Source organism: Paenalcaligenes hermetiae, from assembly GCF_039543645.1.
Classification (GTDB): domain Bacteria; phylum Pseudomonadota; class Gammaproteobacteria; order Burkholderiales; family Burkholderiaceae_B; genus Paenalcaligenes; species Paenalcaligenes hermetiae.
In genome coordinates this window covers 489907-516329 of sequence record NZ_BAABKD010000009.1, presented here as the reverse complement: position 1 = coordinate 516329, position 26423 = coordinate 489907, and the positions used below count along the sequence as shown (strand labels likewise).

The following is a 26423-nucleotide window of genomic DNA, read 5'->3' as shown; positions in this document are numbered from 1 at the left end:
TTGTGCCATAGTTAGGCGTCTTTGCGATTGGCTTTTTCCACTAGACCGGAAATGCCTTGGCGACGCGCTAGCTCAGCCATAATATCGTTAGGTTCGATATTGTAGTAGTTTAATGCGACTAAACTATGAAACCAAAGGTCGGCCGTTTCCGCAATGATTGCTTCGCGGTTTTGGTCTTTAGCTGCCATCACTAGTTCAGTGGCTTCCTCGCCAATTTTTTTTAAAAATGCATCGGGGCCTTTGGCATAAAGTTTAGCCACATAAGAGCTATCAGGATCACCACCGGCAGAGGGCAAGCGTGATTTCAGCACAGCAGCGAGTTCAGCAAATATAAGATCGGCGTTCATGAGTAAATGGACTTTGGGTCTTTTAAAACGGGGTCGGTGATTTCCCATTTAGGGGTGTCCCCGTTGGTGTTAAGACGCTGAAAAAAGCAGCTATGCCGTCCTGTGTGACAGGCAATGTCACCGTGCTGTTCTACGGTAAGTAAAATAACATCAGCGTCACAGTCTAAGCGAATCGAGCGCACTGACTGGTGGTGACCGGATTCTTCGCCTTTGCGCCATAGGCGCTGGCGCGAGCGTGACCAGTACACGGCACGTTGCGTAGCAACGGTTTCGGCTAGCGCTTCGGCATTCATCCACGCAACCATTAAAATGCGTCCGCTTAGGTGGTCTTGAGCAATGGCCGGTATTAGGCCATTGCTATCAAAGTTAACTTGATCTAACCAAGACATACTCATTGTACCGTAATGCCTTGATCACGCAGAAAAGCTTTGGCTTCAGCAATAGTGTGCTCGCCAAAGTGAAAAATGCTGGCGGCTAGCACCGCGTCGGCTTTGCCCTGAAGAACGCCATCGGCGAGGTGCTGTAGGTTTCCTACGCCACCAGAGGCAATCACGGGGATGTTGACCGCTTCGGCAATAGCACGAGTTAGATCGAGATCAAAGCCGGTTTTTGTGCCGTCTTTATCCATGCTAGTGACTAGCAGCTGACCGGCTCCTAGTGCTTCTACGCGTTGTGCCCACTCGATGGCATCCAGACCAGTGGCGCGATGGCCACCATGGGTATAAATTTCCCATTTTTGTGGGTCTGTTGCTGTTTGGCGGGCATCGATAGCAACGATAATGCGCTCTTTTCCAAACTGTTCGCTAGCAACGCGAATCAAGTCAGGGTTTGTAATGGCGGCGCTGTTGATAGAAACGCGATGTGCGCCGGCATCGATGATGCGTTGAATGTCTTCGATCTCTCGGATCCCACCACCCACGGTCAGCGGGATAGTGATTTGTTTGGCGACTTCGGCTATGACAGGAAGAATGGTGTCGCGGTTTTCGGTGGTCGCCGTAATATCGAGCAAGGTAAGTTCATCTGCGCCTTGTTCATCATAACGACGGGCGATTTCTACAGGATCCCCTGCATCAACTAAGTCAACAAAGTTAACGCCTTTTACGACACGACCGGCGGTGACGTCAAGGCAGGGGATAATACGGCAAGATGGTTCAGATTTCATGCTTCGTACTCGTCAGCAAAGGTTTGCGCCTCGGCGAAGTCCAAGGTGCCTTCGTAGATACTCCGGCCTAAAATCACACCCTCTACACCCTCGTTCTCGACTTCGCATAAGGCTTTGATATCTTTGATATCGGTAACCCCACCGGAGGCGATAACAGGGATATTGACGTGTTGAGCTAAACGTACGGTGGCTTCGATGTTAACGCCAGAGAGCATGCCGTCACGACCAATGTCAGTGTAAATGATGGACTCGCAACCGTAGTCCTCGAATTTTTTGGCAAGATCAAGCACATCGTGGCGGGAGACTTTGCTCCAGCCATCGGTGGCAACTTTGCCATCACGGGCGTCTAGCCCAACAATAATGCTACCAGGAAAGGCGCTACAGGCATCACGTAAAAAACCAGGGCTTTTTACGGCAGCGGTGCCAATAATGACATAACGTATACCCATATCAAGATACGTCTCAATGGTGTCGAGGTCACGGATACCACCACCAATTTGTACCGGGATCTCGTCATTGACAGCATCCAAAATCGCCGCAATGGCGTCTTGGTTGACAGGTTTACCAGCAAATGCGCCGTTAAGATCGACCAGATGTAGACGTCGCGCCCCTTGGTCTAGCCATTGTTCCGCCATAGCAGCGGGATCATCGGAGAAAACAGTAACGTCATCTAGTGCGCCTTGGCGCAAACGTACACAGCGTCCGTCTTTGAGGTCGATGGCAGGAATGAGTAGCATGATGTTATAGCCAATAAATGCGTAAAAGTGAACAAGCTAAAGGTTAGAGTACACCCTTGGTGGAGGGGATCACGTTTTCATTACGTGGGTCCATTTCCAGTGCCATACGAACGGCGCGACCAAAGGCTTTAAAAATGGTTTCGCATTGGTGGTGAGCATTCTCACCGCGCAGGTTATCAATGTGTACCGTGGCTTGGGCGTGGTTAACAAAGCCTTGGAAAAACTCACGAGCCAAGTCTACGTCAAAATTACCGATGCGAGCGCGGGTAAAGTCAACAAAATAAAACAGACCTGGACGGCCGGAGAAGTCGATGGCAACACGGGATAAGGCTTCGTCCATGGGCACATAAGCATGTCCATAACGACGAATACCCGCTTTGTCCCCGATGGCTTTTGCCACCGCCTGACCTAGAGTAATACCAATGTCTTCCACCGTGTGGTGGTCGTCGATATGAGTGTCCCCATCGCAATGAATATCCAGATCAATCATGCCATGGCGTGCGATTTGGTCGAGCATATGATCCAAAAAGGGCACGCCACTATTTAGGTTTTGACGACCGGTACCGTCTAAATTGATCGACACGCGAATACGGGTTTCGCTGGTATTACGAGTAACTTCGGCAGTACGCATAGTAAGTAATAAATTAAGAATCTTGGAGACGAAGCTCGGCACTTGCTGCGTGTGCGAATAGACCTTCGCCTTTAGCAAGGGTTGCAGCAATTGGACCTAAGCTTTGTGCCCCAGATTGGGATACTTGAATAATACTGCTACGTTTTTGAAAATCATAGACCCCTAGGGGCGAGGAAAAACGCGCAGTGCGAGAAGTGGGTAAGACATGGTTTGGGCCGGCGCAATAATCACCGAGTGATTCTGAGCTATAGTGCCCAAGGAAAATCGCCCCAGCATGACGGATATGCTCTAGCCAGTTTTCGGGATTAACGGTAGAGATTTCTAAGTGCTCTGGTGCGATAAAGTTAGCAATATCACAGGCTTCTTGTAGATTTCTGACCTTAATCAGGGCACCACGATCGGCTAAGCTTTTTTTGATGATCTCGGCACGAGGCATCGTGGGTAATAGGTCTTGAATGGCTTGCTCTACGGCATCTAGGTAATCGGCGCTGGGGCAAAGTAAGATGGATTGGGCCAGCTCGTCATGTTCTGCTTGAGAGAATAAATCCATGGCGACCCATTCTGCCGGAGCGCTGCCATCCGCAATGATGAGGATTTCGCTAGGGCCAGCGATCATATCGATCCCTACTGTACCAAAAACGCGGCGTTTGGCTTCGGCCACATAGGCGTTGCCAGGGCCAACGATTTTATCGACGGCAGCGATGGTTTCTGTGCCGTAGGCCAGCGCCCCAACAGCTTGGGCTCCGCCAATGGCGTAGACTTTATCTACTCCGCTTAGTGCAGCTGCAGCTAAAACCAATGGATTGCGCTCACCATGGGGGGTGGGGGTGACCATGATCAGTTCTTGCACCCCCGCTACTTTGGCGGGAAGCGCATTCATTAATACCGAGGAGGGGTAGGCGGCTTTGCCACCGGGAACGTAAAGCCCGACTCGATCCAGAGGGGTAACTTTTTGGCCTAAGGTGGTGCCATCGTCTTCGGTGTAGGTCCAGCTTTGGCCCCGTTGATGCTCATGGTATTGCCGAATCCGTTGCGCGGCGGTCTCTAGAGCGTCGCGTTGGTCAGCGGGTAAGCCTGCTAGCGCTTGTTGTAATTCGTCGTGTGAGATCTCGAGCTCATGCGCATGCTGTACTTGTACACCATCAAAACGATGGGTGTATTCGATTAGGGCGGCATCTCCGCGCTGGCGGATCTGCTGCAAAATCTCTCTACAGGCGTTTTCAATAGAGGCGTCTTGGGATGCCTCGAAGGCGAGTAGCTGTGTGAGTTCAGCTTGAAATAGGGCAGAGTCAGACTGCAAACGACGAATAACGGTCATAACAACAAAGTTTCCAAAGCGAATACATGTAAATAGTGTATATCGGTTCGCCTAGTTTTTGGGCTTTGGCTCAACAGCAGCGTGCATTAAAGCATCAATTAGAGGCTGAAGTTGAGTTTGGCGGGTTTTCATGGCGGCTTGGTTTATGATGAGCCGAGAGGAGATTTGGGAGATTTCCTCGACCTCTACCAACCGGTTAGCACGCAATGTGCCACCTGTAGAGACTAGGTCTACAATAGCATCCGCTAAACCAACCAGTGGTGCTAGCTCCATGGAGCCATAGAGCTTAATAAGGTCTATGTAGACCCCTTTGCTGGCAAAGTGTTCGCGGGCTGCACGCGTGTATTTGGTTGCAACTCGCAAGCGTGATCCCTGTTTGACAGCATTGTGATAATCAAAGCCTTCGGGGACCGCCACAGACATACGGCAGCGCGCAATGTTTAAGTCCACAGGTTGATACAAACCGCCTGGGTGACGCTCCATATGCTCGTAGAGAACGTCTTTACCCGCAATACCAATATGTGCGGCACCATATTGCACATAGGTAGGCACATCGGTTGCCCGCACAATGATGATTTGTACATCCGGCGAGTTGGTTGGCAAGATGAGTTTGCGTGAGCTTTCTGGGTTTTCTAAAACGTCGATGCCAGCTTGATTCAACAAGGGCATGGTTTCATCAAAAATTCGACCTTTGGAAAGGGCTAAGGTCAAGGGACGGTTTGGGTTGGCTGGACTCATAGGGATTCCTGATGCAGGCGTTCGATTTGAGCGCCTACGGCTGCGAGTTTGTTTTCCATGCGGTCATAACCGCGATCTAAATGATAAATACGATCAATAATGGTATCGCCTTGGGCGGCTAAGCCGGCAATAACGAGACTAGCAGATGCACGTAAATCGGTTGCCATTACGCGCGCACCGAGCAGTTTTTCTACGCCTTTGACGCGAGCGGTGTGGCCATCGGTTTCAATTTTGGCACCTAGGCGGATAAGCTCTTGGACATGCATGAAGCGGTTTTCGAAAATATTTTCAACAATAATCGCTGTGCCATTGGCTAGGGCATTGAGTGCCATAAGCTGCGCTTGCATGTCCGTAGGAAAACCCGGGTGCTCGGCGGTGCTAAAGCTGACGGACTGAGGACGTTGGTCCATACGACCACGAATCCAGTCTGGGCCGCATTCAATGTTGACGCCTGCTTTGGTGAGTTTATCCAAAGTGGACTGTAATGTGCTGGCTGCAGTATTGCGCAGTAAAATATCCCCACCCGTTGCACCCACAGCGCATAAAAACGTACCCGTTTCGATGCGGTCGGGCATGATGGCGTGGGTGGCGCCATGGAGTTTATCCACCCCTTGGATCACAATACGCTCTGTGCCATGGCCAGAAATTTTGGCGCCCATTTTAATAAGGAGTTCGGCCAGATCCACGATTTCGGGCTCTTGGGCCGCATTTTCAAGAATGGTTTCGCCTTCGGCGAGTACGGCCGCCATCAGCAGGTTTTCTGTTCCGGTCACAGTGACCATATCGGTACGAATTGTGGCGCCTTTTAGGCGTGAGGCGGTAGCGACCACAAAGCCGTGCTCTAGTTCGATGTCGGCGCCCATGGCGCGTAAGCCTTTGATATGTTGGTCAACGGGTCGTTGCCCGATAGCGCAGCCGCCGGGTAGACTGACGCGGGCTTTACCAAAGCGCGCTAGCAGTGGACCAAGCACCAAAATAGAAGCCCGCATGGTTTTGACGAGCTCGTAAGGGGCTTCTAGGCTAGTGATGGCAGAGGCATTGAGCGTAATGGACTCGCCTTCGGTATGAGCGCGCACGCCAAGCTGCGCGAGCAGTTGGCATGCCGTATCAATATCGCGTAACCGTGGGACATTGTGCAGTTGTATGTCGTCGGCGGTGAGTAGACTGGCACAAAGTATCGGTAACGCCGCATTCTTGGCGCCAGAAATAGTAATGTCCCCGTGGAGTTTCTGGCCACCGGTGATGCGTAGTTTATCCATTATAGAGCCTTGTATTCTTCGGGAGTATAAGTACGCATGGATAGCGCATGGATTTCGCTTTTCATGCGGTCACCCAGTGCGGCATATACAACTTGGTGACGTTGGATACGATTTTTGCCTTCAAAGGCAGGGCTAACAATGATGGCCTCAAAGTGAGAGCCATCCCCTTGGACTTCGATGTGTTCACAGTTCAAGTTGTCGGCAATGTACTTTTGTACGAGTTCGGGTGTCGGCAACATATTTTAATTCCGTAGTTTATAACCTGAAGCAAGCAGGCGTAGCGAGAGTAAACAAAGCACCACAAACACAGAACCAACCACGGCTAAGCTATGCCATGGTGACACGTCTGAGGCGGCGAAAAACCCATATCTAAAACCGTCAATGGTATAGAAAATGGGGTTCCAGTGCGATACGGCTTGCCAAAAAGGTGGCAGGCTATGAATAGAATAAAACACACCAGATAAAAAGGTGGCTGGCATGATTAAAAAGTTTTGGAATGCAGCGAGCTGGTCGAATTTTTCAGACCATAAACCTGCAATGACCCCAAGAGAGCCCATAATACCGCAAGATAGGACGGCAAAGCTAATCACCCAGAGCGGATGTGCAACGGGCAAACGCACAAAAAAGAGGGAGACCAACCAGACGCAAATGCCGACCGTTAAACCACGGATAATGGCAGCCCCCACATAAGCGAAATAGATTTCGCGATGGGATATGGGTGGTAGCAAAATAAAAACCAAGTTCCCAGTGATGCGGCTTTGTATGAGCGACGAGGAGGGGTTCGCAAAGGAGTTTTGCAACATACTCATCATCATGAGACCGGGGATCAGAAACTGAGTATAAGGTACCGTTTCAAAAACACGGACGCGGTCTTCGAGTACATGGGCAAAGATCAGCAAATAAAGTAAAGCGGTCAGTACGGGGGCAGCCACCGTCTGAAATGCCACTTTAGAAAAGCGCATGAGCTCTTTGCGAAAGAGCGCCGGAAAGCCTGAGCCCATATCGGGTTGAGGCTTTAGTTTAGGCGCCTGTGTAGAGGATGGTGCCGCAGGCTCAGGCACCCCCCAGTGTTTAACAGGAGTTGGTTGAGTCATGGTTATTTTTCCGCGTGCATAATACGAACAAAAGCTTCTTCTAGGTCATCGCCACCGACACGCTCAAGCAAGGCCGCCGTGGTGTCTAATGCAACGATTTCGCCCGCTTTAAGCATGGCGATACGACCACAAAGGGCTTCGGCTTCTTCGAGGTAGTGAGTGGTCAGTAAAATGGTATGACCCTCGCGATTTAGGCGGGTGATGAACTCCCAGAGGCCACGACGTAAATCCACGTCGACGCCGGCGGTGGGCTCATCCAGAATAATGACCGGAGGGCGATGCACCAAAGCTTGCGCTACAAGAACACGACGCTTCATACCGCCTGAGAGCGCACGCATGTTGGTGTCATTTTTATCAGAAAGCCCTAGGTTATGCAGGATTTCATCAATCCAATCATCATTATTGCGTAGCCCGAAATAGCCGGATTGCAAACGTAAGGTTTCGCGTACCGTAAAAAAGGGGTCGTACACAATTTCTTGGGGGACTACACCTAAAGCACGACGGGAGTTCTTGTAATCGGCAATAACATCATAGCCACAAATAGTCGCGCGACCGGTAGTGGCTTGCGTTAAACCCGCCAAGATAGAGATCATGGTGGTTTTTCCAGCGCCGTTTGGGCCGAGCAGACCAAAAAACTCCCCATGTTCAACCGTTAGGTTAATGTCTTTAAGCGCCTGGAATCCAGGGCCTGAAGCTTGCCCAAACAGCCCTTTTTTAGCAGGGGGAAAAATTTTAGAAACGTTTTCGAGTTGAATGGCAGACATGATTACACAATAAAAATCTGGCTCACCATGAGCCAGACTTCTATTATAGATGAGAGTAGGCTAAAGCCTAAAGGTAAGGCTATGGGTTTTAAGGGTTTTGTGCGGGCATGGACTGAGTATTGAGGGTTTGAATCAATCCGTCTACCCCTTTTTCTGTAACCACTTGGGAAAACTGATTACGGTAATTTTGAATAAGCCAAATGCCCTCTACGTTCAAATCGTAAATTCTCCAGCCCTCTGGTGTGTTTTCCATACGGTAGTCCACACCGACATCTGGACCATTGCTTTGGCTAATGGTTGAGCGTACTACGACATCAGCGGCGTTTGGGTCGCCGCGGAAAGGACCGACTTTAATGGCTGAAAGCTGATCTACGTTAGCTAAGGCACCACTATAGGTACGGATCAAAGTGTTTTTAAATGCGTCCACCAGCTGTTGGCGCTGCTCTGGGCTTGCTTGACGCCAGTGGCGACCGGCAGCTAGCCGTGTGGTTTTTTCAAAATTTACATAAGGCAACACATATTGATCGACTAAGCGGTTAATGGCTTGACGATCGCCGGCTTGAGCAGCCTTGTCTTGTTTGACTACCTCTAGCGTTTGATCAGCAACAGCTTGGATAAACTCGGCAGGAGGTAGTTTAGCATCGACCATTTTTGCATGAGCGGTGAGGCTGCCTAGCAAAAAGGGTAAGGTCAGAATAAAAGTAGAAAATAAACGTTTTACAAACAGCATAAGTCATCCTTGAGGCGATAGATTTTATGGGTTAACGGGGGCTTCGTCGTCGAAGTCATCGTAGTCCTCGTAGTCAGGCAGATCATCACCATAACTATCGTCAAATGGGTCACGTAACTTGCTATTGATGAGAGACTGGCGGCGCTGTAGGTAAGCATCGCGAATAAAGCTGTAGCGATCAATAGCAATATCGTTGACCAGCTCTTCAGCATCTAAGAGGCCAGTACGTAAATCTACAAAGTACAAGCCCATAATAGAGTTGCGTACTGGTACGTTTTTAATGGAGGTGATGGGAGAGCTTTGGCTAAAGCCTACTGCAGCGCCACCCGCGAGAGCAGTGGTATCACGTACAGTGCTTGGCCCAATAATGGGCAAGACCACATACGGACCAGAGCCGATACCCCATACGCCTAGCGTAGTCCCAAAATCGTTAGGAATACGTTTCGAACCGTTTTTAGTTGCAACATCAAAGCAGCCCCCAATACCCATGGTGCTGTTAAATAACACCCGGCCCAGGCTGTTAAAGAAATCGTGGGGGCGACCTTGTAGAAAGCTATTTGCCGCTGACCAGACGTCTCCGAGGTTATTAAACATGTTGCTAATACAGGTTCGCGCAGGCCGAGGCGTGAGCGTTTTGTAAGTGTTAGCAATAGGACGGATAAGTGCTTGGTCTACGTTGTAGTTAATTTTATCCATGGTGCGGTTATAGCTTTCCCATGGATCGTTGGGGTTTGGAGTTTGTACGGTAGCGCAACCGGTAACAAACGCAAGCGTTGCGCTGATAGCGCCTACGCGACCTAAGCGAGACGTCGTAGAGGGTAGAGTCGATCGCAATATAGACATAATGGGCTTAAAGTGAAAAGGTGGCACGAAAAGCACAGCTGTTAATCACTGGCTTTGCTATAGAGGAACTTGCTGATTAGCTCTTCGAGCACCACAGCGCTTTGAGTGTATAAAATCGTGTCGTTATCTTTAAGGTCAGTGTCACTGCCCCCGGGAGTCAGACCGATGTATTGCTCGCCTAAGAGCCCAGAAGTCAAAATGGATGCAGAAGTGTCTTCGGGGAACTGATATTTTTGATCAATTTCAAAGACGGCTGTCGCGCGGAACTCTTGGTTATCAAAGCCAATCTCGACCACTCGACCAACAACCACACCACTGCTTTTGATAGGCGCGCGGACTTTTAAGCCACCTAGGTTATCAAAAGAGGCGTGTACCCGATAGGTGGGAGCAAAAGAAAAAGTGCTCAGGTTACCGGCGCGCAAGGCCAAAAACACCAAGGCGATGATGCCTAGTAACACAAATAGGCCGACCCAAAAATCGCTTTTGTTATTTGACATAATAACTATTCCAAAATTAATTGCTGAACATCAGGGCAGTGAGCAAGAAGTCCAGCCCCAGTACGGCGAGTGAGCCGCTAATAACGGTGCGGGTGGTCGCACGGGAAACGCCTTCGGGCGTGGCTTTAGCGGTCCAGCCCATATATAACGCAATTAGGGTGACGACTAAACCAAAGACCACGCTCTTGATGACACCATTGAGCACATCATTAAAAATATCCACCCCATCTTGCATTTGTGACCAAAATGCCCCGGGGTCAATGCCAATCATTAGCACGCCTACGACCCAACCACCAATAATGCCGACCATGGAAAAAATCGCCGCCAAAATGGGCATGGCAATCATGCCCCCCCATAAGCGAGGCACAAGAATACGACGCATGGGATCAACGGCCATGACCTCCATGGCGGCAATTTGTTCCCCGGCTTTCATGAGACCAATTTCGGCTGTAAGCGAGGTACCAGCGCGCCCAGCAAACAATAGTGCGGTGACCACAGGGCCGAGCTCGCGGGTTAAAGAGAGCGCAACAAGTAGCCCCAGCGCTTCTTCAGAGCCATATCGATTTAAGGTGTAATAGCCTTGTAGACCTAAAACAAAGCCCACAAACAAGCCTGAGATACTGATAATTAGTAGGGAGTAATTACCAATAAAGTGGATTTGTTGACTGACTAGCCGTGGGCGGCTAAAGATCACACCCGTACGCGCAAGCAGGGCAAAAAACAAACGAGTAAACGCGCCTAAAGCATACAGGCTTTGGCGTAGATGTTTACCTAGAGCGGAAATGGGCGTGGTAATAAAGTTCATAGTTTTTTTTGGGCTAACCAGCGCTCAAAAGCCGGCGTGACGGGGTAGTTAAATGCAATAGGACCGTCCGGTTTACCATGCAAAAACTGTTGTACATATGCATCGGTAGATGCAGACAGCTGCTCTGGTGTGCCGTGCGTGATGAGTTTGCCTTGGCCGACAATATAAACATGATCAGCGATTTTAAAAGACTCGGGTACGTCATGAGTAATAATAATCGAAGCACAGTTTAACTGATCTGCTAAATCACGGATCAATTGAGCGGTAATTCCTAGGGAAATAGGGTCCAACCCAGCAAATGGCTCATCATATAAGATAAGCTCGGGTTCCAGTACGATAGCGCGTGCTAAAGCCACACGCCGTGCCATACCGCCTGAAATTTCAGAAATAGATAAATGTGCAGCGGCCCGCAGACCAACGGCATCCAGCTTTTCAAGAACTAAGCGAGAAATTTCAATTTCTGACTTTTTAGTGTGTTCCCGTAGCGGAAAAGCGACATTTTCAAAGACGTTCAGGTCAGTAAACAGCGCACCATGCTGGAAAAGCACGCCCATACGTTTACGCATGTGTTGGAGCTGCTCGGCATTGAGTGCAGCAAGATCCTGCCCAAAAGCTGTGATTGTGCCGGCTTGGGCCACAATCTGTCCAGTTGCTGCACGCAAAAGCGTTGTTTTACCTGAACCGGAGCCACCCATCAGCGCTACAACTTGCCCAGGAGCGACCTGAAGATTGATGTGCTGTAGTACAGTGAAATCCCCGTAGCCTAAGGCGACGTCGGTAAAATCCAAAACGGTAGAGGTCGATACGGTAGAGGTCATAAAAACAATGATTAAGTAAAAAGCTATTGTAGCGTTTACGCGTTTTTTAGTAAGTCCTGACGTTAGCAGTCACGTCTGAGCAAAACCGCTGCATCATCCATGTCTTAGTGCTTTTCGTCTAAAAGCAGCTGAATATCATGAGCAAGATCATCAGGGCTGGCATCGCCATTGAGTAGGCTGCGAGCTTGGCCGTGCCTGTCAATTAGGTAAAAAGCCGCTGAGTGATCCATATTGTATTGGTTGGGGTCCAGGCTTGGGACTTTGACGTAAAAGGCTTTAAAAGACTGGGCGGTTTTATGGAGCTGTTCCGCTGTACCAGTTAAACCAATAAAATCGGGATGAAACAGTTGCACGTAGTCTTGCAAAACAGCTCCGGTATCGCGCTCAGGGTCGACTGTGATCATGATGACCTGAACCTGATCCGCTTGCTCCCCAAGTTGGTTGACGGCTTGCGCTAGCTGGCTTAAGGCGGTTGGGCATACGTCTGGACATTGGGTAAAACCAAAGAACACGATAACAATTTTGCCCTCAAAGTCTGCCAGCGTGCGTAACTGTCCGTTACTATCTTGCATGGCTAGATGCTTTCCTAAGCCAGTTCCACTGATATCATGGCCAATAAATGTCGATTTCTTGGAGTTGGCATCGCAACTGGCTAGTAGCCAAATGCTGCTAAGCAAGAAAAACAATGCAAGCCAGCGTAAAAACAGAGAAGGGGTTTTAGATACACTCACCATGGTAGTCCATTAACTTGTTCTAATCATAAAAAGCGGTGCACGATACAATATCGCCATGGGCGATGAGAGCTCCCACTAATATAGATTCATCATAATGACAAATACACTTTTATTGCCATCTTTAGCTGAATTAGATCAACGTTATCAGCACTTAGTTTCCCTAGCACAGGATTTACCGCCTGATGGTAGCTTGCCTATTACTGTTTGTGGGCGGGTGGCAGGGTGGGCAACAGCCGCGGCGAAAGATTGCTTGCAAGAGATAGCGGGGGTGCAAGTAACAGACGAAGCCATTCATATAGCCTGGTGTGATCAGCCTAGCCCACAGTTGGATGATTTTTTAGCACATATTGCACAGCGTCTTCATGAGGCGGGGCTGGTTAAAGCATGGCGTGATGAGCGCTTGGATGTGATCGCTGAAGGCGAAAAGCTCGCTGCAATAGAACGGGGCGCTATGCGACCGCTCGGTTTGTTAACCCAGGCGGTGCATTTAAATGCTTGGAGTCAGGATGGGCGTTTATGGGTAGCGAAGCGTGCAGCGAATAAGCCTACTGACCCGAACATGTGGGATACCTTGGTTGGGGGGTTGGCGACCGCACACGAGGACTTGGATACGTCGTTGCTGCGTGAAAGCGAGGAGGAGGCCGGCTTATTGCCAGAGCATTTGAAGGCTCGAGAACCTATGCGTATGTTATTACGTATGTATCGGCGTCTGCCTGAAGGCTACCAAGTCGAAAATGTCTTAGTAAATGATTGTGTATTGCCCGATGGCGTCATTCCCAAAAACCAAGATGGTGAGGTCAGTGAGATTCGCTTGTTAACCATTGCCGAGTGGTGGGATATGGCACAGGCGGGGCTTTTTACTATAGAGGCGGAAATGGTGTTAATCGATAGTGTGCGCTTACGGTTAATGCAGGCATAATACGAGCATATCCCTGATTATTTTTAGGAGGTGGATCCTATGCAGAAAAATCCCTTTGATATTCCAGGTATGGGGCTTGGGCAGGACAACCCCTTGTTTACTAGCATGAATATGATGCATCAAATGTGGGAGAGGATGGCAGCAAACCCATTGGGGTTATCTAACCCGAGTGCGGCGATCCCTTCTGCGGAGGATCTGGATAAGCGCATCAAAGAATTACGTGCGGTTGAAAACTGGTTACAGCTAAATTTATCCATGCTGTCGAGTACGATCCAAGGCCTAGAAATTCAGCGTAGCACCCTAGCAACGCTAAAGTCCTTTGCCGAAGGGGGGTTAGCGGCGATGCCTGGGCTTGCTGAGGCCATGACGCAAGCGACTATGTCTTCGTTTGGACAGTCGTCCTCAGCAGCAGATACGGCTTCTGCCTCGGCTAAAGCGGCGCCGGCATCAACCGATACCCCAGAGGCGGCTGATCCATCTAACGATATATTAGTTAAAGCAGGACAAGCGTGGTGGGATATGATGCAGCAGCAGTTCGAAACCCTAACGCAAGCAACAGCACAATCAATGCAGCAAGCACAGAATGTCGCAGAGAATTTATCTGCGACGATGCCTACCCCTTCGGCAGATACGACATTAGGCAAAAAAACCACCGCTGCAAAAAAGGCGGTAAAACGTTCTACTAAAACCACCAGTACTGCGAAAAAAGCGACTAAGGCCGCAGTGAAAAAAGCGGTAGCCAAAAAAGCAGCAAAAAAAACCAGCACCCCTAAGGAATAAAACAATAGGATTATTATGTTAAATGTTGTAATTTTAGCGGCGGGTAAAGGGACGCGAATGCAGTCTGATTTACCTAAGGTTTTGCACCAAATTGCGGGTAAAAGCATGCTCGCCCATGTAGTTGATAGTGCCCGCGCCTTAAAGCCTGACGCCATCATTGTGGTGACGGGTCATGGCGCAGAGCAGGTACAAGCGCAGTTTGCCGAGGCGACGGATTTGCAGTTTGTGTTACAGAAGCCACAGCTAGGAACGGGGCATGCCGTGCAACAGGCAGTCTCTAAGTTAGTAGGGGGGGAGCAAGCGGCAGATACAACATTAATTTTATATGGGGATGTGCCTTTAGTGCAGACCGCAACCATGCAGGCACTGATCGAAGCCCGCCAAGATGGGATGGCCGTACTAACCGAGTTTCTGACTGACCCTACGGGGTACGGGCGCATTGTGCGTAATGAGGCTAACCATATTGTGCGCATCGTAGAGCATAAAGACGCCACGGCTCAAGAGCATTTAATTAACGAAGTGAACACCGGGATTATCGCTGCACCCACGGCCCAACTAAAAAATTGGTTGGCTCGCTTAGACAATAATAATGCACAGCAAGAGTATTATCTTACGGATATTATTGGGTTCTCGGTAGCAGATGGTGTGGCTGTTCATGCGGCGCACCCTACACATGCGTGGGAAACGCTAGGGGTTAATAGTCGTTTACAGCAAGCACAATTAGAGCGTGCTTGGCAAGGTGAATTAGCGCGTCGGCTGATGGAGTCAGGGGTAACGCTGGCTGATCCTGCGCGAATCGATATTCGTGGACAGTTACAATGTGGGCGTGATGTATTTATTGATGTCGGCTGTGTTTTTGAAGGGCAGGTCGTCTTGGGTGATGGGGTTCACATTGGGCCGCACAGCGTGATTAAAGAGGCGCAGCTGGGAGCCGGCACGGTGGTGCATGCATTCAGTCATATTGATCAAAGCCAAGCCGCAGAGCGGGTTTCTATAGGTCCTTTTGCGCGCTTGCGCCCCGGAACTCAATTGGGAGATCAAGCGCATGTGGGTAACTTTGTGGAAATCAAAAACAGTCAGTTTGCCCAAAACGCTAAGGCCAGCCATTTGAGCTATATTGGCGATGCTACAGTGGGGCAGCGGGTGAATATCGGCGCTGGGGTGATTACCTGTAACTATGACGGCGCTAATAAATTTCGCACAGTCATTGGTGATGACGCTTTTATTGGCTCGGATTCTCAGTTGGTCGCACCGGTGACGATCGGTAAAAACACCACTGTTGCAGCTGGCACTACCGTGGTGCGAGATACGGCAGAAAATGGTTTGGTCTTATCACCTAAACAACAAGTGCAAAAAACCACTTGGCAACGTCCACAAAAAAATTAAGTTTCTGAGTGACTCGTTCTTCCACTTCTTCTATAGCAGATCTACCGGATGGTTTGCCTAAGCCCCGCCGCTATTATGCGGCGGCGACGCTATTGGCTGCGATTGCGATTACCGTATTGGACGCAAGTATGTCCAATGTGGCTTTGCCGACGATTGCCGCGGAAATGGCGATTCCGGCTGCGGCGGTGGTATGGGTTGCCATTGCTTATAGCCTGACTATTGTGATGACCTTGCTGCCGTTGTCGGCAATAGCCGAGCGCATCGGCCTGGGGCGCATGTTTGCGGCCGGCACTACCGTATTTTTATTGGCATCATTAGGTGCAGCATTTTCACAAGATTTTACTACGTTAATTTTGGCGCGGATTGCACAAGGGCTGGGCTCTTCCATGCTTATGTGCTTATTTGGCGGTTTGGTACGTAATATTTATCCGTTGCGGCGTTTAGCTATGGGCCTAAGTCTGAACGCGATGACGGTCTCGTTGACGGCAGTATTAGGTCCGTCGCTAGGTGCATTTATTTTGGATTTGGCCTCGTGGCGTTGGATGTTTTTTATTAATGTGCCGATATGTTTTTTGACCTGGTTTGGCATCCGTTATTTACCTGCTGTACCGCGTAATTCTCGCCCGTTTGACTGGTTTGCTTGTTTTTTAAGCTTGCCGGTGTTTGGTTTGTCGATCTTAGGCTTGGATTTATTAGCCGGGCAACCGTTGTGGGGGGTATTGTGTTTAAGTGTGGCAGCACTCTGTGGTTATGTGTTGATTAAGCGCTCTTTGCAGCAAGTAGCGCCGATTGTGCCGGTGGATTTACTACGTATTACACCCGTGGCCTATGCGGTAGGGGCGTCGGCGTTTTCATTTGCTGCACAAATGGCGACCGTGGTGGCGCTTCCTTTCTTTTTTCAACGCGTGATGGATTTTACGTATACCCAAATTGGTGTCATGCTTGGTATTTGGTCGTTGGGTGTAGGGGTTATGGCACCGATATCGGCTTGGCTTTCCGGGCGGTACTCTATTGCGGTCATGTGTGCACTAGGCGCTGCGTGTATGGCGCTAGGGACAGGATCTTTACTGCTTTATGATGCACATACGGCATTAGGTTGGGTGATGCTATCTATGGGGCTAGGCGGTTTTGGTTTTGGCTTATTTCAAACCCCGAATAATCGTGCCTTGTTAGCTGGAGTACCCAGACAACGCAGCGCGGCAGCCGGGGGCATGCAGGCGACGACTCGTGTTTATGGGCAGAGCTTTGGTACCGCGCTTGTGGCTTTGGCGTTTGCGTTTGGGCAAGAACATGGCCCAGCGTTGGGCGTACTGGTTGCAACGCTTTGCGCCATAGGCTCGTTAGTGATTAATATTGCACGTCATCGCAACCCTGCCTCCGATCCTCAGTTGTAATACATTATGCATATTTTATTTATCAATTTAGAACGGGGTTGGCGCGGTGGTGAGCGCCAAACCTTATTGACTGCTGTAGGGCTGAAAGAAAAAGGCTGGTCGCCTACCGTATTGGTGCGTAAAGATGCAGAGCTGGCTCGACGCCTAAAGCAAGCAGGGACTCCGGTGGTGGAACGCCGTTCCTCTTTTGGGGCTTTTCTTTATTTGCTATTTCATTGTCGACAGTTTGATGTCTATCATGCGCAGACCTCTGCCGGGTTAACCTGGTTGGCCAGCTTAAGGCGTTTTATTAAAGGCAAGATCGTTTTTACCCGTCGCACCGCATTTCCGATTGTGAACGAAAATCAATCCGTAACTACTTGTAATGTTAAGCGGTTGCAGCGCCTGCGTTGGAAATGGCACCAGCCGGATGCGTTTGTGGCAATTAGCCAAGCGGCGGCGGCAGACCCGATCGCCTTAGGCGTAGAACCCTATCGGATCCCTAGTGCTATCGAATATGTGCCTGCGGATACGGATCATATTATTGCGGTCACAGATAAGCATAACCTTGGGGGGCGCTATGTATTAGGAACAGTGGCCGCTTTGAGCCATGAAAAGGATCCGTGTACGACCATACGAGCTATACATCTTTTATGGCAAAAACGGCGTGATTTTGTGTTTTTGCATTTCGGGGCGGATGGGGATGCCAGTGTCGAAGCCAAAGCTTTGGTAAAAGAGCTGGGCCTAGAGGATGTGTATTTGTTTATGGGCTTTGAGGCGCGTATTACAGATATATATCGGCTATTTCACGTGTTTGTTTTGACATCACGCTATGAGGCTTTGGGCAGTAGTGTGTTGGATGCATTTTTGTACGCCGCACCGGTGGTGGCGACCCGAACGGGGGGGTTAGCGGAGCTTGTGACCGAGGGGCGCGGGCTGGCGTGTGAGGTGGGTGATGCGCAAGCGATTGCCGAGGCGTGTGATCGAATTTTAGAAGATGAGCCTTTGCGACGAGAAATGGTGTTAACCGCTTTAAAGTGGGTGCAACAGCATCATAGTGTAGAGCAAATGGTAGAGGCCTATATGCAATTATATTTAGGAACACTGCCTAAACCAGATAAAACCGAACTTGTAACAGTGCCTGAGCAAGAATCCTTATTGGATCCGAGTGAGGACAATCGACCACAAACCAAGTAATTGTTACGAATAAAGGGGCTACAGCCCCTTTTCTTTTTGGTTGCTTCGCTTAAAAATAGACGTTATTTGCTTTTGAAAAGGGAAGCCTTATGTGTGGGATTGTGGGTGCCGTATCACAGCGTAATATTGTCCCTGTATTGCTGGCGGGATTACAGCGTTTGGAGTACCGTGGCTATGACTCTTGTGGCTTAGCTATTGGTAGCGGAGGCGACTTGGTGCGTGCGCGCAGTACGCAGCGCGTCGCGGAGCTAGCGGCACAGGTGGAACGGGATCATTTGGCAGGAACGTTAGGGATCTCACATACACGTTGGGCCACGCATGGTGTGCCAGCCACACGTAATGCCCACCCCCATTTTTCGGGTCAGCCCCCGCGTATTGCGGTGGTACATAATGGCATCATAGAAAATTACGAAATACTACGTACTGAGCTGATGGCCGAGGGCTATGAGTTCGAGAGCCAAACCGATACCGAAGCAGTCGCTCACCTTATCGACCATTTGTACCAAGGGGATTTGTTTGAGGCGCTTCAACAAGCCTGTCAGCGTTTGGTGGGAGCCTATGCGTTAGCGGTAATGTGTAGCGAGGAGCCAGACCGGTTAGTGGGTGCACGCAATGGATCGCCCTTGGTGATTGGGGTCGGTGATAATGAGAATTTTTTAGCCTCTGACGCTTTGGCGATCGCAGGGACTACAGATCAGATTATTTATTTAGAAGACGGGGATTTGGTCGATTTAAGTACCGATACCGTGCTGATCGTCGATAAGGCTGGGCAGGATATTGATCGCGCTGTGCATACGGTACAAGCGCATGCTGCGGCTGCCGATTTGGGTCCATATCGCCATTACATGCAAAAAGAGATTTTTGAGCAGCCGCGTGCGGTAGGGGATACGCTGCAGGGTATTACCGCTGTTGTGCCCGAGTTGTTTGGGGCGGCGGCACAGCATTTGAATGAGGTAGATCAGGTGCTGATTTTGGCATGTGGTACCAGCTTTTATGCAGGCTTAACGGCTAAATATTGGATTGAGGCGCTTGCTAAAATGCCTGTTGCGGTAGAGATCGCTAGCGAATACCGCTACAGAGAAAGCGTGCCTAACCCACGTACTTTGGTGGTGACGATCTCGCAGTCGGGAGAGACGGCCGATACGTTGGCAGCGTTAAAGCATGCCAAATCGTTGGGTATGGAACACACGCTAACCGTATGTAATGTGGCAACCAGTGCCATGGTACGTGAATGCGAGCTGGCTTTTATCACCCGTGCAGGCGTAGAGATTGGTGTGGCATCGACTAAAGGGTTTACGACCCAACTAGCGGCGTTGTTTTTATTGGCAATGGTTTTGGCTAAAAGCAAAGCCCGTCTTGATCAGGAACAAGAACACCAATTGTTACGCAAGCTACGCCGCTTACCCAAAGCCATTGCGACAGTATTAGCGCTAGAGCCACAAGTGATGGACTGGGCGGATAAATTTGCTCGTAAAGAAAATGCCTTGTTTTTAGGCCGCGGCATGCATTATCCCATCGCCTTAGAGGGGGCTTTAAAACTAAAAGAAATTAGCTATATCCATGCCGAAGGCTATCCGGCCGGAGAGCTAAAACACGGACCGCTGGCCTTGGTCACAGAAGCCATGCCAGTGGTCACGATTGCACCTAAAGATGAATTATTAGAAAAACTCAAATCCAATATCCAAGAAGTACACGCCCGTGGTGGCGAGCTATATGTATTTGCTGACGCCAACACGCAGATCCACGCTGAGGACAATATCCATGTGATTCGTATGCCCGAACACTACGGCATGCTCTCTCCTATTTTGCATACCATCACACTACAACTATTGGCCTACCACACGGCCGTTGCCAGAGGCACCGATGTGGATAAACCGCGTAATCTGGCAAAGAGTGTGACGGTGGAGTAGGGGTAAGGTAAAGGTTGGGCGGAAATGTAGAGTGACAAAATAGATTGCATCTAAACAAAATAGTTTGCGTCTGTGACAATATAGATTGCACCTAGACAAAATAGTTGTAAACTGAAATTGGTCCAGTTATGCTGTGAAAAAGCATACTGGACTTTTATTATGGCTAAAGCAAAATCTTCATTCTCAGAAGTACAAATTGCCCGTCGTATTAAAGAGGGGCGTGGCCAAGGGCATGGTAAGGACTATACTCCATGGCTAACAGTCCAAGAAGTCCCTTCCTCAGGTCGTTCCCACCGTATTTATTCTCATAAAACGGGACGAGTTCATCATTTACTCTCTGATTTAGAGCTTGCTGTTTTTCTCAGTCTTGAATGGGAGAGCAGCGTGCTAGATATACGCGAGCAGTTCCCCCTATTACCTAGTGACACCAAGCAGATTGTAATAGATAGTGGCATTAAGCATCCTGCTATTCGTGGTGCAGATCAGGTTATGTCTACTGATTTTTTAGTGGACTGCAAAGATGGTCCTTTTGAGCAGTTTGCTATTCAAGTCAAACCTGCAGCAGCCTTACAAGACGAGCGCACCCTAGAAAAATTAGGGTATACGGATTTAATGGTTGATGGGGCACCTTCACCCCATCAATCTGATACCACCCTCAGATGGTTGATAGATCGACTCCGTAGTTGAGTTCCTCTGCGAAGTCCGGCAGTCCGTAACCGATGGTTTTCTTGTAGAAAGGAGAGACCTTCGCAGTCGGTGCCTTCTTCTTGTGCTTCGTGGTGTAGAGCATTCGTGCCCGCATCACCTCGAAGGAGTAACCGCGCCCTTCACGGTTCTTGTCCTTGGCCAGTCGGTTGATGGACTCCGTGTAAGCGTTGGTGACGGGCATGTCCGTCTCGAAGTAGGTCATGGTCTCTTCGCGCCAGTTTCCCACTGCCCTGACCAGATCGCTCCAGACTTCCTTTTGGCCCTTCGGGATGGTGGCTATCCACTCGTCCAGGGCGGCTTCTGCCTGGAGCCGTGTGGTGGCGTCCCAGATGCCGTAGAAGCGCTCCTTGTGCTCGTAGGCGGCCAGCAGTTGCGGGAACGCGCCTGTCCAGGTCTCCATGATGAGGCGCTCCCGGTCTGAGACTTCGTGAGCGCGTTTCAGCAGGATTTTCCGGTCTCCCTTGAGAGTCCGGCTCTGGGACGGTTTCAGCTCCTTTCTGAGGCCCTTGCGCACTCTCTCTAGGGCATCGTTGGCCATGCGCACCACATGGAACTTATCGACCACGATACGGGCCTGGGGCAGCACAGCCTTGACCGCTGCCCGGTAGGGGTTCCACATGTCCATGCTGACGATCTCGACCTTCTGCCGGTCTTTCAGCTTCATCAGGTAGTTGGTCACCACGTCCTGGCGGCGGGTGGCCAGCAGGTCGAGCAGGGTTCGCTCCTCAAGGGGTCGTCTCAGAAAACGGAAAATAAAGCACGCTAAGGCGTAACTACCCTCGGCTACACCGCGTCGGCACCACGCGGCTCTTTCTCCCCTTGCAGCGAAGCAATCAGCGGGCAAGAAACGTTCCCTTGCCGCGCATGGCAGGCGAACACAAGTTCGGATAGCACGGTTTCCATGCGCGCCAGGTCGGTCATTTTTTCGCGCACGTCCTGAAGCTTGTGCTCGGCCAGGCTGCTGGCTTCCTCGCAGTGGGTGCCGTCATCCAGCCTCAGCAGCTCTGCGATCTCGTCGAGGCTGAATCCGAGCCGCTGGGCTGATTTCACGAAGCGCACCCGCGTCACATCCGCCTCGCCATAGCGGCGGATGCTGCCATAGGGCTTGTCCGGCTCCGGCAACAAGCCCTTGCGCTGATAGAACCGGATTGTTTCCACGTTGACCCCGGCCGCCTTGGCGAAAACGCCAATAGTCAGATTCTCCAAATTTTTTTCCATATCGCTTGACTCCGTACATTGGTACGGAAGTAAGCTTAAGCTATCCAATCCAGATTTGAAAGGACAAGCGTATGTCTGAACCTCAAAACGGGCGCGGGGCGCTCTTCACTGGCGGGCTAGCCGCCATCCTCGCCTCGGCTTGCTGCCTGGGGCCGCTGGTTCTGATCGCCCTGGGGTTCAGCGGCGCTTGGATCGGCAACTTGACGGTGTTGGAACCTTATCGCCCGATCTTCATCGGCGCGGCGTTGGTGGCGCTGTTTTTCGCCTGGCGGCGCATCTACCGACCGGCGCAAGCCTGCAAACCAGGGGATGTGTGTGCGATTCCCCAAGTGCGCGCTACTTACAAGCTCATTTTCTGGGTCGTGGCCGCGCTGGTTCTGGTCGCGCTCGGATTTCCCTACGTCATGCCATTTTTCTATTAATCACAGGAGTTCATCATGAAAAAACTGTTTGCCTCTCTCGCCATCGCTGCCGTTGTTGCCCCCGTGTGGGCCGCCACCCAGACCGTCACGCTGTCCGTACCGGGCATGACCTGCTCCGCTTGTCCGATCACCGTCAAGAAGGCGATTTCCAAGGTCGAAGGCGTCAGCAAAGTTAACGTGACCTTCGAGACACGCGAAGCGGTTGTCACCTTCGATGATGCCAAGACCAGCGTGCAGAAGCTGACCAAGGCCACCGAAGACGCAGGCTATCCGTCCAGCGTCAAGAAGTGAGGCACTGAAAACGGCAGCGCAGCACATCTGACGCCCTTGTCTGCTACCACAAACGAAAAAGGATCTGTCGCATGACCCATCTAAAAATCACCGGCATGACCTGCGACTCGTGCGCGGCGCACGTCAAGGAAGCGCTGGAAAAAGTACCCGGCGTCCAATCTGCCATAGTGTCCTATGCCAAGGGCGCGGCCCAGCTCGCCCTTGATCCAGGCACAGCGCCGGACGCACTGACCGCCGCCGTGGCTGGCCTGGGCTACAAAGCGATGCTCGCCGATGCCCCGCCGACCGACAACCGCACTGGGCTGTTCGACAAGGTGCGCGGCTGGATGGGTGCCGCCGACAAGGGCAGCGGCGGCGAGCGCCCGTTGCAAGTCGCCGTGATCGGCAGCGGTGGAGCCGCGATGGCGGCAGCACTGAAGGCCGTCGAGCAAGGCGCGCAGGTCACGCTGATTGAGCGCGGCACCATCGGCGGCACCTGCGTCAACGTCGGTTGTGTGCCGTCCAAGATCATGATCCGCGCCGCCCACATCGCCCATCTGCGCCGGGAAAGCCCATTCGACGGCGGCATGCCACCCACACCGCCGACGATCTTGCGCGAGCGGCTGCTGGCCCAGCAGCAGGCCCGTGTCGAAGAACTCCGTCATGCCAAGTACGAAGGCATCCTGGACGGCAATTCAGCCATCACCGTTCTGCACGGTGAAGCGCGTTTCAAGGACGACCAGAGCCTTATCGTTAGTTTGAACGAGGGTGGTGAGCGCGTCGTGATGTTCGACCGCTGCCTGGTCGCCACGGGTGCCAGTCCGGCCATGCCGCCGATTCCGGGCCTGAAAGAGTCACCCTACTGGACTTCGACCGAGGCCTTGGTCAGCGACACCATTCCCGAACGCCTGGCCGTCATCGGCTCGTCGGTGGTGGCGCTGGAACTGGCGCAAGCCTTCGCCCGGTTGGGTAGCCAGGTCACGATCCTTGCGCGCAGCACGCTGTTCTTCCGCGAAGACCCTGCCATCGGCGAGGCCGTCACAGCCGCCTTCCGTGCCGAAGGAATCAAGGTACTGGAACATACGCAAGCCAGCCAAGTCGCCCATGTGGACGGCGAATTCGTGCTGACCACTGGACAGGACGAAGTGCGCGCCGACAAGCTGCTGGTCGCCACCGGCCGGACACCGAACACGCGCAGCCTGGCATTGGAAGCGGCGGGGGTAGCCGTCAATGCGCAGGGGGCCATCGTCATCGACAAGGGCATGCGCACCAGTAGCCCGAACATCTACGCGGCCGGCGACTGCACCGACCAGCCGCAGTTCGTCTATGTGGCGGCAGCGGCCGGCACTCGTGCGGCCATTAACATGACCGGCGGCGACGCCGCCATCAATCTGACCGCGATGCCGGCCGTGGTGTTCACCGACCCGCAAGTGGCGACCGTGGGCTACAGCGAGGCGGAAGCGCACCACGATGGCATCGAAACCGACAGCCGCACGCTGACGCTCGACAACGTGCCGCGTGCGCTCGCCAACTTCGATACCCGCGGCTTCATCAAGCTGGTCATCGAGGAAGGCAGCGGACGGCTGATTGGCGTACAGGTGGTGGCCCCGGGAGCGGGCGAACTGATCCAGACGGCTGTTCTCGCCATTCGCAACCGCATGACGGTGCAGGAACTAGCCGACCAGTTGTTCCCCTACCTAACGATGGTCGAGGGCTTGAAGCTCGCGGCGCAGACCTTCAGCAAGGACGTGAAGCAACTGTCCTGCTGCGCCGGATAAGGAAAAGGAGGTGTTCGATGAACGCCTACACAGTGTCCCGACTGGCCCTTGAGGCCGGGGTGAGCGTGCATATCGTGCGCGACTACCTGCTGCGCGGATTGCTGCGGCCAGTCGCCTGCACCACGGGCGGCTACGGCTTGTTCGATGACGCCGCCTTGCAGCGGCTGTGCTTTGTGCGGGCCGCTTTTGAGGCGGGCATCGGCCTGGACGCATTGGCGCGGTTGTGCCGGGCGCTGGATGCGGCGGACTGCGATGAAACAGCCGCACAGCTTGCCGTGCTGAGTCAGTTCGTCGAACGCCGACGCGAAGCGTTGGCCGATCTGGAGGTGCAGTTGGCCGCGATGCCGACCGCGCCGGCCCAGCAAGCGGAGAGTCTGCCATGAACAGCCCCGAGCGCTTGCCGACCGAGACACACAAGCCGTTCACCGGCTACCTGTGGGGTGCGCTGGCGGTGCTCACCTGTCCCTGTCATTTGCCGATTCTCGCCATTGTGCTGGCCGGCACGACGGCCGGCGCGTTCATCGGCGAGCCAAGTGGGGCCAGATTTCGACAAGTGGGTAAAGGGCGTGCTGGCCGATGCCGGGTTGCCCGCCGCGTATCTTGAAATTGAGCTGACCGAATCGGTTGCGTTCGGTGATCCGGCGATCTTCCCCGCCCTGGAAGCTTTGCGACAGATCGGTGTGCGCTTCGCCGCCGACGACTTCGGCACCGGCTATTCCTGCCTGCAACACCTGAAATGCTGCCCCATCAGCACGCTCAAGATCGACCAATCGTTTGTCGCCGGACTCGCCAACGACCACCGCGACCAGACCATCGTGCGCACCGTGATTCAGCTTGCGCATGGGCTTGGCATGGAAGTAGTGGCCGAAGGCGTGGAAACATCGGCGAGTCTTGATTTGTTGCGACAAGCGGACTGCGACACAGGACAAGGCTTCCTGTTCGCCAAGCCGATGCCGGCGGCGGCATTCGCCGTCTTCGTCAGTCAATGGAGGGGTGCCACCATGAATGCAAATGATCCGACTGCCACCAGTTGCTGCGTGTGCTGCAAGGAAATCCCGCTCGATGCCGCCTTCACCCCGGAAGGCGCGGAATACGTCGAGCACTTCTGCGGGCTGGAGTGCTATCAGCGCTTCCAGGCGCGCGCCAAGACCGGGAGCGAAACCCGCGACCGCAGCTTCGAGCAGCAGCGCTACCGGGCCAGCGGCCTCAACCTGGTGACGGCGGCCGTCGTGTTGTGGAACACGGTCTATCTGGAGCGCGCAGCACATGCGTTGCGTGGCAACGGGCATGCTGTCGATGACGCGCTATTGCAATACCTGTCGCCGCTCGGCTGGGAACACATCAACCTGACCGGCGATTACCTCTGGCGCAGCAGCGCCAAGATCGGCGCGGGCAAGTTCAGGCCGCTACGACCGTTGCAACCGGCTTAGCGTGCTTTATTTTCCGTTTTCTGAGGCGACCCCCTCAATGTTGGTCAGAATGCAGCGGTAGCGCTTGTTCAGGTATAGCTCGTCAATGCCCAGGATGCGGGGCGTCTCGAAGCGGTGCCAGCGCCCCAGGAACTCGGCGCGGGCGTTGAAGATGTCGCGCACCGTCTTCTCGTCCAGGCCGGTCTGTGCCGCCACAAAGGTGTAGGGGTGGTTGAAGGATTCCTTCTCCACGTACTCATGCAGCCGCAGTGTCATACGGAATCCGTCCACCATCTCCGGTAGCTGGGGCCTGAATGTTGTCTTGCAGGCCCGGCAGGTGTATCGGCGGCGGACCACCCAGAGAGTGACCCGCTTGCCGTGGATGGGCAGATCACGATAGGGAACGTCACGCTTGCCGAACCGTACGAACTCACCCTGCACGCCGCATTCCTCGCAGGCGATGGGATCGGGCACGTCCACCTGGAAGTGCATTTCGTCGTCGGTTGATTTGCAGCCCAGTACTTGGTATTGCGGCAGGTGAAGGATGTTGTCGGGAAGTTCGGTCATGGTGTTGTA

At 52.3% G+C, this 26423-nt stretch carries 30 protein-coding genes and 4 pseudogenes; 14 read left to right on the top strand and 20 right to left on the bottom strand.

The window, feature by feature from the left end; all coding sequences use genetic code 11:
- Positions 1–11 precede the first annotated feature (11 nt).
- The 17 genes from ABD980_RS08265 to ABD980_RS08185 all read right to left on the bottom strand — a co-directional run bounded on the left by ABD980_RS08265 (position 12) and on the right by ABD980_RS08185 (position 12477).
- Positions 12–347 (bottom strand): phosphoribosyl-ATP diphosphatase, encoded by a 336-nt coding sequence (locus ABD980_RS08265; protein ID WP_300647002.1) that lies wholly within the window; start codon positions 345–347, stop codon positions 12–14.
- The gene (gene hisI / locus ABD980_RS08260) at positions 344–742 is read right to left on the bottom strand and encodes a phosphoribosyl-AMP cyclohydrolase (RefSeq protein WP_260650843.1); all 399 of its coding nucleotides are present in this window, start codon (positions 740–742) and stop codon (positions 344–346) included. Before hisI ends, ABD980_RS08265 begins: the two co-directional genes overlap by 4 nt.
- Complete coding sequence (gene hisF / locus ABD980_RS08255; protein ID WP_260650842.1) at positions 739–1509, bottom strand: imidazole glycerol phosphate synthase subunit HisF; 771 nt, start codon at positions 1507–1509, stop codon at positions 739–741. The genes hisI and hisF overlap by 4 nt, the downstream gene beginning before the upstream one ends.
- A complete protein-coding gene (gene hisA / locus ABD980_RS08250; protein ID WP_260650841.1) occupies positions 1506–2246 on the bottom strand; it encodes a 1-(5-phosphoribosyl)-5-[(5-phosphoribosylamino)methylideneamino]imidazole-4-carboxamide isomerase in 741 nt (246 codons plus the stop codon). Before hisA ends, hisF begins: the two co-directional genes overlap by 4 nt.
- A 43-nt stretch (positions 2247–2289) precedes the next feature.
- Entirely contained in the window at positions 2290–2877 is a 588-nt protein-coding gene (gene hisB / locus ABD980_RS08245) for an imidazoleglycerol-phosphate dehydratase HisB (RefSeq protein ID WP_260650840.1), read from the bottom strand.
- Positions 2878–2890: 13 nt separating this feature from the next.
- Entirely contained in the window at positions 2891–4195 is a 1305-nt protein-coding gene (hisD, locus tag ABD980_RS08240; protein ID WP_345370922.1) for a histidinol dehydrogenase, read from the bottom strand.
- Between the two features lie 51 nt (positions 4196–4246).
- Positions 4247–4933: an ATP phosphoribosyltransferase gene (hisG, locus tag ABD980_RS08235; protein ID WP_345370920.1), complete on the bottom strand. Its 687-nt coding sequence runs from the start codon at positions 4931–4933 to the stop codon at positions 4247–4249.
- Positions 4930–6192 (bottom strand): UDP-N-acetylglucosamine 1-carboxyvinyltransferase, encoded by a 1263-nt coding sequence (gene murA, locus ABD980_RS08230; protein WP_300646788.1) that lies wholly within the window; start codon positions 6190–6192, stop codon positions 4930–4932. Before murA ends, hisG begins: the two co-directional genes overlap by 4 nt.
- On the bottom strand, positions 6192–6431 hold the full coding sequence (locus tag ABD980_RS08225; RefSeq protein ID WP_260650836.1) for a BolA family protein: 240 nt from the start codon (positions 6429–6431) through the stop codon (positions 6192–6194). Before ABD980_RS08225 ends, murA begins: the two co-directional genes overlap by 1 nt.
- Before the next feature lie 3 nt (positions 6432–6434).
- The gene (locus ABD980_RS08220) at positions 6435–7193 is read right to left on the bottom strand and encodes an ABC transporter permease (protein ID WP_260650866.1); all 759 of its coding nucleotides are present in this window, start codon (positions 7191–7193) and stop codon (positions 6435–6437) included.
- A 95-nt stretch (positions 7194–7288) separates the two neighbouring features.
- A complete protein-coding gene (locus tag ABD980_RS08215) occupies positions 7289–8050 on the bottom strand; it encodes an ABC transporter ATP-binding protein (protein WP_300646789.1) in 762 nt (253 codons plus the stop codon).
- Between the two features lie 88 nt (positions 8051–8138).
- Positions 8139–8780 (bottom strand): MlaC/ttg2D family ABC transporter substrate-binding protein, encoded by a 642-nt coding sequence (locus ABD980_RS08210; protein ID WP_345370917.1) that lies wholly within the window; start codon positions 8778–8780, stop codon positions 8139–8141.
- A 24-nt stretch (positions 8781–8804) separates the two neighbouring features.
- Entirely contained in the window at positions 8805–9623 is an 819-nt protein-coding gene (locus ABD980_RS08205) for an MlaA family lipoprotein (protein ID WP_345370915.1), read from the bottom strand.
- 41 nt (positions 9624–9664) lie between these two features.
- Positions 9665–10120 carry an outer membrane lipid asymmetry maintenance protein MlaD gene (gene mlaD, locus ABD980_RS08200; protein WP_260650831.1) on the bottom strand — a complete coding sequence of 152 codons (456 nt, stop codon included), beginning with the start codon at positions 10118–10120 and terminating at the stop codon, positions 9665–9667.
- Positions 10121–10136: 16 nt separating this feature from the next.
- Positions 10137–10925 carry a lipid asymmetry maintenance ABC transporter permease subunit MlaE gene (gene mlaE / locus ABD980_RS08195; protein WP_345370913.1) on the bottom strand — a complete coding sequence of 263 codons (789 nt, stop codon included), beginning with the start codon at positions 10923–10925 and terminating at the stop codon, positions 10137–10139.
- Positions 10922–11743 carry an ABC transporter ATP-binding protein gene (locus tag ABD980_RS08190; RefSeq protein ID WP_345370911.1) on the bottom strand — a complete coding sequence of 274 codons (822 nt, stop codon included), beginning with the start codon at positions 11741–11743 and terminating at the stop codon, positions 10922–10924. Before ABD980_RS08190 ends, mlaE begins: the two co-directional genes overlap by 4 nt.
- A 104-nt stretch (positions 11744–11847) precedes the next feature.
- Positions 11848–12477 (bottom strand): SCO family protein, encoded by a 630-nt coding sequence (locus ABD980_RS08185; RefSeq protein WP_300646792.1) that lies wholly within the window; start codon positions 12475–12477, stop codon positions 11848–11850.
- Between the two features lie 94 nt (positions 12478–12571).
- Here ABD980_RS08185 and ABD980_RS08180 point away from each other — a divergent pair, with 94 nt between their 5' ends.
- The 7 genes from ABD980_RS08180 (at position 12572) to ABD980_RS08150 (ending at position 20729) form a co-directional block, all read left to right on the top strand.
- Positions 12572–13396: an NUDIX hydrolase gene (locus ABD980_RS08180; RefSeq protein ID WP_300646793.1), complete on the top strand. Its 825-nt coding sequence runs from the start codon at positions 12572–12574 to the stop codon at positions 13394–13396.
- Between the two features lie 39 nt (positions 13397–13435).
- Positions 13436–14176 (top strand): PhaM family polyhydroxyalkanoate granule multifunctional regulatory protein, encoded by a 741-nt coding sequence (locus tag ABD980_RS08175; protein ID WP_345370908.1) that lies wholly within the window; start codon positions 13436–13438, stop codon positions 14174–14176.
- Between the two features lie 15 nt (positions 14177–14191).
- Complete coding sequence (gene glmU / locus ABD980_RS08170) at positions 14192–15562, top strand: bifunctional UDP-N-acetylglucosamine diphosphorylase/glucosamine-1-phosphate N-acetyltransferase GlmU (protein ID WP_345370906.1); 1371 nt, start codon at positions 14192–14194, stop codon at positions 15560–15562.
- 8 nt (positions 15563–15570) lie between these two features.
- Positions 15571–16956, top strand: coding sequence for an MFS transporter (locus tag ABD980_RS08165; RefSeq protein WP_345370903.1), 1386 nt, complete (start codon positions 15571–15573; stop codon positions 16954–16956).
- Between the two features lie 6 nt (positions 16957–16962).
- Entirely contained in the window at positions 16963–18132 is a 1170-nt protein-coding gene (locus ABD980_RS08160) for a glycosyltransferase family 4 protein (protein ID WP_345370901.1), read from the top strand.
- A gap of 89 nt (positions 18133–18221) precedes the next feature.
- Positions 18222–20042 carry a glutamine--fructose-6-phosphate transaminase (isomerizing) gene (gene glmS, locus ABD980_RS08155; RefSeq protein ID WP_345370899.1) on the top strand — a complete coding sequence of 607 codons (1821 nt, stop codon included), beginning with the start codon at positions 18222–18224 and terminating at the stop codon, positions 20040–20042.
- A 159-nt stretch (positions 20043–20201) separates the two neighbouring features.
- Entirely contained in the window at positions 20202–20729 is a 528-nt protein-coding gene (locus tag ABD980_RS08150; protein ID WP_425571458.1) for a TnsA endonuclease N-terminal domain-containing protein, read from the top strand.
- Here the strand turns inward: ABD980_RS08150 and ABD980_RS08145 are convergent.
- Both ABD980_RS08145 and ABD980_RS08140 read right to left on the bottom strand, forming a co-directional pair.
- Positions 20698–21480, bottom strand: a pseudogene (locus ABD980_RS08145) (ISL3-like element ISPst2 family transposase); the annotation flags it as partial. The gene ABD980_RS08150 and the pseudogene ABD980_RS08145 overlap by 32 nt on opposite strands.
- A gap of 53 nt (positions 21481–21533) precedes the next feature.
- Entirely contained in the window at positions 21534–21968 is a 435-nt protein-coding gene (locus tag ABD980_RS08140) for a mercury resistance transcriptional regulator MerR (RefSeq protein ID WP_000414383.1), read from the bottom strand.
- A 71-nt stretch (positions 21969–22039) separates the two neighbouring features.
- Here ABD980_RS08140 and ABD980_RS08135 point away from each other — a divergent pair, with 71 nt between their 5' ends.
- From ABD980_RS08135 to ABD980_RS08105, 7 genes and pseudogenes are all read left to right on the top strand, one after another.
- The gene (locus tag ABD980_RS08135; RefSeq protein WP_001294666.1) at positions 22040–22390 is read left to right on the top strand and encodes a mercuric transport protein MerT; all 351 of its coding nucleotides are present in this window, start codon (positions 22040–22042) and stop codon (positions 22388–22390) included.
- Between the two features lie 15 nt (positions 22391–22405).
- A complete protein-coding gene (merP, locus tag ABD980_RS08130; RefSeq protein WP_000732290.1) occupies positions 22406–22681 on the top strand; it encodes a mercury resistance system periplasmic binding protein MerP in 276 nt (91 codons plus the stop codon).
- A 71-nt stretch (positions 22682–22752) separates the two neighbouring features.
- Positions 22753–24438, top strand: a complete 1686-nt coding sequence (gene merA / locus ABD980_RS08125; protein ID WP_345370895.1) for a mercury(II) reductase — start codon at positions 22753–22755, stop codon at positions 24436–24438.
- Positions 24439–24455: 17 nt separating this feature from the next.
- Positions 24456–24821, top strand: a complete 366-nt coding sequence (merD, locus tag ABD980_RS08120; protein ID WP_003090698.1) for a mercury resistance co-regulator MerD — start codon at positions 24456–24458, stop codon at positions 24819–24821.
- Positions 24818–25042, top strand: coding sequence for a broad-spectrum mercury transporter MerE (gene merE, locus ABD980_RS08115; protein WP_425571457.1), 225 nt, complete (start codon positions 24818–24820; stop codon positions 25040–25042). The genes merD and merE overlap by 4 nt, the downstream gene beginning before the upstream one ends.
- Positions 24972–25592: pseudogene (locus ABD980_RS08110) on the top strand (DUF3330 domain-containing protein); the annotation flags it as partial. The gene merE and the pseudogene ABD980_RS08110, both read left to right, overlap by 71 nt.
- Positions 25593–25595: 3 nt before the next feature.
- Positions 25596–25868: pseudogene (locus tag ABD980_RS08105) on the top strand (Tn3 family transposase); the annotation flags it as partial.
- Between the two features lie 33 nt (positions 25869–25901).
- Here the strand turns inward: ABD980_RS08105 and ABD980_RS08100 are convergent.
- Positions 25902–26414, bottom strand: a pseudogene (locus ABD980_RS08100) (transposase family protein); the annotation flags it as partial.
- Positions 26415–26423: the final 9 nt, after the last annotated feature.

Bases quoted from the DNA above. Each gene is read 5' to 3' on its own strand.
- glmU (WP_345370906.1), top strand. From the start codon at position 14,192: ATGTTAAATGTTGTAATTTTAGCGGCGGGTAAAGGGACGCGAATGCAG.
- ABD980_RS08135 (WP_001294666.1), top strand. From the start codon at position 22,040: ATGTCTGAACCTCAAAACGGGCGCGGGGCGCTCTTCACTGGCGGGCTA.
- ABD980_RS08265 (WP_300647002.1), bottom strand. From the start codon at position 347: ATGAACGCCGATCTTATATTTGCTGAACTCGCTGCTGTGCTGAAATCA.
- hisB (WP_260650840.1), bottom strand. From the start codon at position 2,877: ATGCGTACTGCCGAAGTTACTCGTAATACCAGCGAAACCCGTATTCGC.
- hisG (WP_345370920.1), bottom strand. From the start codon at position 4,933: ATGAGTCCAGCCAACCCAAACCGTCCCTTGACCTTAGCCCTTTCCAAA.
- ABD980_RS08220 (WP_260650866.1), bottom strand. From the start codon at position 7,193: ATGGGCTCAGGCTTTCCGGCGCTCTTTCGCAAAGAGCTCATGCGCTTT.
- merE (WP_425571457.1), top strand. From the start codon at position 24,818: ATGAACAGCCCCGAGCGCTTGCCGACCGAGACACACAAGCCGTTCACC.
- hisI (WP_260650843.1), bottom strand. From the start codon at position 742: ATGAGTATGTCTTGGTTAGATCAAGTTAACTTTGATAGCAATGGCCTA.
- merA (WP_345370895.1), top strand. From the start codon at position 22,753: ATGACCCATCTAAAAATCACCGGCATGACCTGCGACTCGTGCGCGGCG.
- hisA (WP_260650841.1), bottom strand. From the start codon at position 2,246: ATGCTACTCATTCCTGCCATCGACCTCAAAGACGGACGCTGTGTACGT.
- ABD980_RS08185 (WP_300646792.1), bottom strand. From the start codon at position 12,477: ATGGTGAGTGTATCTAAAACCCCTTCTCTGTTTTTACGCTGGCTTGCA.
- ABD980_RS08205 (WP_345370915.1), bottom strand. From the start codon at position 9,623: ATGTCTATATTGCGATCGACTCTACCCTCTACGACGTCTCGCTTAGGT.
- murA (WP_300646788.1), bottom strand. From the start codon at position 6,192: ATGGATAAACTACGCATCACCGGTGGCCAGAAACTCCACGGGGACATT.
- mlaE (WP_345370913.1), bottom strand. From the start codon at position 10,925: ATGAACTTTATTACCACGCCCATTTCCGCTCTAGGTAAACATCTACGC.
- ABD980_RS08150 (WP_425571458.1), top strand. From the start codon at position 20,202: ATGGCTAAAGCAAAATCTTCATTCTCAGAAGTACAAATTGCCCGTCGT.
- ABD980_RS08215 (WP_300646789.1), bottom strand. From the start codon at position 8,050: ATGTCTGCCATTCAACTCGAAAACGTTTCTAAAATTTTTCCCCCTGCT.
- ABD980_RS08210 (WP_345370917.1), bottom strand. From the start codon at position 8,780: ATGCTGTTTGTAAAACGTTTATTTTCTACTTTTATTCTGACCTTACCC.
- ABD980_RS08225 (WP_260650836.1), bottom strand. From the start codon at position 6,431: ATGTTGCCGACACCCGAACTCGTACAAAAGTACATTGCCGACAACTTG.
- ABD980_RS08180 (WP_300646793.1), top strand. From the start codon at position 12,572: ATGACAAATACACTTTTATTGCCATCTTTAGCTGAATTAGATCAACGT.
- hisD (WP_345370922.1), bottom strand. From the start codon at position 4,195: ATGACCGTTATTCGTCGTTTGCAGTCTGACTCTGCCCTATTTCAAGCT.
- ABD980_RS08175 (WP_345370908.1), top strand. From the start codon at position 13,436: ATGCAGAAAAATCCCTTTGATATTCCAGGTATGGGGCTTGGGCAGGAC.
- mlaD (WP_260650831.1), bottom strand. From the start codon at position 10,120: ATGTCAAATAACAAAAGCGATTTTTGGGTCGGCCTATTTGTGTTACTA.
- merP (WP_000732290.1), top strand. From the start codon at position 22,406: ATGAAAAAACTGTTTGCCTCTCTCGCCATCGCTGCCGTTGTTGCCCCC.
- ABD980_RS08190 (WP_345370911.1), bottom strand. From the start codon at position 11,743: ATGACCTCTACCGTATCGACCTCTACCGTTTTGGATTTTACCGACGTC.
- ABD980_RS08140 (WP_000414383.1), bottom strand. From the start codon at position 21,968: ATGGAAAAAAATTTGGAGAATCTGACTATTGGCGTTTTCGCCAAGGCG.
- hisF (WP_260650842.1), bottom strand. From the start codon at position 1,509: ATGAAATCTGAACCATCTTGCCGTATTATCCCCTGCCTTGACGTCACC.
- ABD980_RS08160 (WP_345370901.1), top strand. From the start codon at position 16,963: ATGCATATTTTATTTATCAATTTAGAACGGGGTTGGCGCGGTGGTGAG.
- glmS (WP_345370899.1), top strand. From the start codon at position 18,222: ATGTGTGGGATTGTGGGTGCCGTATCACAGCGTAATATTGTCCCTGTA.
- merD (WP_003090698.1), top strand. From the start codon at position 24,456: ATGAACGCCTACACAGTGTCCCGACTGGCCCTTGAGGCCGGGGTGAGC.